At 28.1% G+C, this 2,262-nt stretch carries 3 protein-coding genes; all 3 read right to left on the bottom strand.

The features are described 5' to 3' along the window. Positions 1-225: 225 nt before the first annotated feature. Positions 226-468, bottom strand: coding sequence for a helix-turn-helix domain-containing protein (locus SVN78_10355; protein ID MDY6822008.1), 243 nt, complete (start codon positions 466-468; stop codon positions 226-228). A 60-nt stretch (positions 469-528) separates the two neighbouring features. Next, positions 529-1,755 carry a glycosyltransferase family protein gene (locus SVN78_10360; protein ID MDY6822009.1) on the bottom strand — a complete coding sequence of 409 codons (1,227 nt, stop codon included), beginning with the start codon at positions 1,753-1,755 and terminating at the stop codon, positions 529-531. Between the two features lie 15 nt (positions 1,756-1,770). Next, positions 1,771-2,262 (bottom strand): hypothetical protein (locus SVN78_10365; GenBank protein ID MDY6822010.1); only part of this gene is annotated, 492 nt, incomplete at its 5' end.

The raw sequence follows: 2,262 nt of genomic DNA on the forward strand, positions 1-2,262 counted from the left end.
TGATGGAGAATAATTATTCTGATGTAATTGATACAAAAAACGAAGATGTCAAGAAATTGCTGAATCTCATGAATGAAGAAACAACAATTCATTATGGGGAAATAGAGGAAAAACTGAGGGAAGTAGAATAATGGGCAAGAAGACAATATTGAGCGGAATACAGCCGTCAGGCAATCTGATCAGGTGACCATTTCTTTTTTAGATGTTCCTTTACATATGGTTATTCTAAAATAACTTCTTCTTCCCTTTCTTCCTGCTGCTTGCCTGTCTCTTTGAGCGTTTCTGTGCCAAATCCGCTCTGTAACTCTTTTTTGTAAATCCTCTGCCCGTTATCTCTCTGCTGATTGTTGATTTGTGACGGTTCAGTCTTCTGCCTATTTCATTATGACTGTATCCCCGGGATAACAGTTTGCTTATATCCTCTCGTTCCTCCATTGTTAATCTTTTGTATTTTCGCTCTTTCTCCATTCTTTAGCCTCCTGTTGTTTTTTATTTCCATTATATATTGGTTGCGCTAAGTTTTTGAGACTAAGTGGTTTTATTTTTATATATGGATATTTTTTTACTAATATGTACAATAAGTTTAACATACCAGATATTTAATATTCTTGAATAAAAACGTCCATAATCCGGACTAATCCTTTTTTTCCCAACTTTTTGTATTACACTTTTTAATTCTAAAAGAAAATCATTGTTATCAATCTGATAATAGTTTTTTAAATTTTCGCGAAATTCATCAATATTATTAATGAAATATCCAAATTTATTGACATCAAATCTCTCATTTAAAACACCGTATCCTTTTTTCGCTATAAATGAACCGTTAACCCTTTGTTCATATTGTCCCTTTATTGGCATTGCAAATATAGGTTTTTTTAAATATATTGCCTCACTGATAAGAGAGAATCCCCCATTACATACAATTCCTGTGCATCTTGAAAGGTCATCAATAAATTCAGTATATGATAATTGCTTTTTTATTACATTTTTTCTATTTTGAACATCTAATCCGTAAACAATAAATTTAATAGTGGAAAATGTTTTTGTTAAATCATTGATTTGTTCAATTGTACTATTTGACGTTTGATATACAAGTATAAAATCATCATCTCCTACTTGTTTTCTTTTATTTATGACATTTTCTCTAATTATTGGTTGTACAATTGTGATATTGGTTTCCCACTTTTTAATTTTTATTAGTTCAGGAGCAAAAGATAGAATAAAATGATGTTTTGCATTTCTTGTGAAAAAACGAATTGTTGAGTTCGTGAACCATAATTCCCTTGATATAAATTTTACTGGTCTTTTTTCAGGTCTTATTGTCGCTACAACATTATCTATTCCAATAAGTGGAATATTGAGGGTTTTTGCAAGAATCTGTGTAAATGGTTCAAAATCAGAGAGAATAATATCAGGTTGAAATTCAAGAAGCACCTTTAGAAAAATAAAAAAATTCTTAAATAAATATATAGGTATATGTCTAATAAACTCATAAAATGTTTTGTATGGTCTTAATGCACCTTTCTTATAATATAGGTCAAAACCTGAAATATCAATAAAATCATAATCAGGATAATATTTTCTAATATAATTACTTCCCTGTCCAAAAGTTAATATTTTAATTTCACAATCATTTTTTTGCAAATATTCAGCAACATAAATACTTCTTGTTATATGACCATTACCATGTCCGCCAATACCGTACATAATGCGCAAGTGATTCTGATTGTTGTCTTTTTTATTTGTTTTTGACATAATTATTAGTATAATTCAATTGTTTAAAAAATTGATAAATATTTGTTCAATTTTATTGAAATTAATTAAAGGTAATAAATGATTACCCTCTAAAATCAATGTATTGGTTTGCATTTTCATTATTAGATTGATAGTGCTTTTAGTATTGGTTATTGTATCCTTATTCCCAAGAATAATATGTGATCCATTTATCCATTTATCATTATTGAATGCTATATATCTTAGATTTTTTTGTAATTCAATATATTTTTTTATGTTTACATGTGTCATATCGTTTAACCAATAAACAATATATGGTTTATTGCCAATAGAAGCATAATCAGGATAATGATGTAATTTGGGCAACCATCTTAAAATTGCCAAAGTGTTTAAAATATAATTACAATTATAAATTAATTTTAAGAATCCTTTTGATTGATTGTTTGTATCAATTAAAGGATTAAATAGTAAAACCTTCTTAATTTTCAATCTGTTGGTCAAAACAATTTGCTTTGCAATTTCTGCTCC

Source organism: Deferribacterota bacterium (assembly GCA_034189185.1).
Lineage (GTDB): Bacteria > Chrysiogenota > Deferribacteres > Deferribacterales > UBA228 > UBA228.